This window comes from Cupriavidus necator (assembly GCF_013141915.1).
GTDB lineage: Bacteria > Pseudomonadota > Gammaproteobacteria > Burkholderiales > Burkholderiaceae > Cupriavidus > Cupriavidus necator_B.
The window spans coordinates 1-629 of the sequence record NZ_SROX01000047.1 but is presented as its reverse complement, the minus strand read 5'-3'; the positions used below and the strand labels follow the sequence as shown (position 1 = coordinate 629).

Below are 629 nucleotides of genomic sequence, written 5' to 3'. Positions count from 1 at the left end.
GGCTCCGACTGTTTGTATGCATGCGGTTTCAGGATCTATTTCACTCCCCTCCCGGGGTTCTTTTCGCCTTTCCCTCACGGTACTGGTTCACTATCGGTCGATCACGAGTATTTAGCCTTGGAGGATGGTCCCCCCATCTTCAGACAGGATTTCACGTGTCCCGCCCTACTTGTCGTACACCTAGTTCCACAATCGTGTTTTCGCATACAGGGCTATCACCTGCTATGGCCGGGCTTTCCATCCCGTTCTGCTAACACCACTGCTAAAGAGTACAAGGCTCTTCCCATTTCGTTCGCCACTACTCTGGGAATCTCGGTTGATTTCTGTTCCTGCAGCTACTTAGATGTTTCAGTTCGCCGCGTTCGCTTCCCTGACCTATGAATTCAGTCAGGGATGACCCATTCGGGCCGGGTTTCCCCATTCGGACATCTCCGGATCAAAGCTTGTTTGCCAGCTCCCCGAAGCTTTTCGCAGGCTACCGCGTCCTTCATCGCCTGTGATCGCCAAGGCATCCACCACATGCACTTGTTCGCTTGACCCTATAACGAGTGTGTCTCGATTGCTCGAAACCTCGCTACAGGATGAGTTCTCGCATTTGTGCCGTATTCCAAGTCATCTTTCGATCACTT

At 52.1% G+C, this 629-nt stretch carries 1 rRNA gene; it reads right to left on the bottom strand.

The features are described 5' to 3' along the window. Nucleotides 1-539, bottom strand: a 23S ribosomal RNA gene (locus tag E5S69_RS32105); the annotation flags it as partial. Nucleotides 540-629 lie beyond the last annotated feature (90 nt).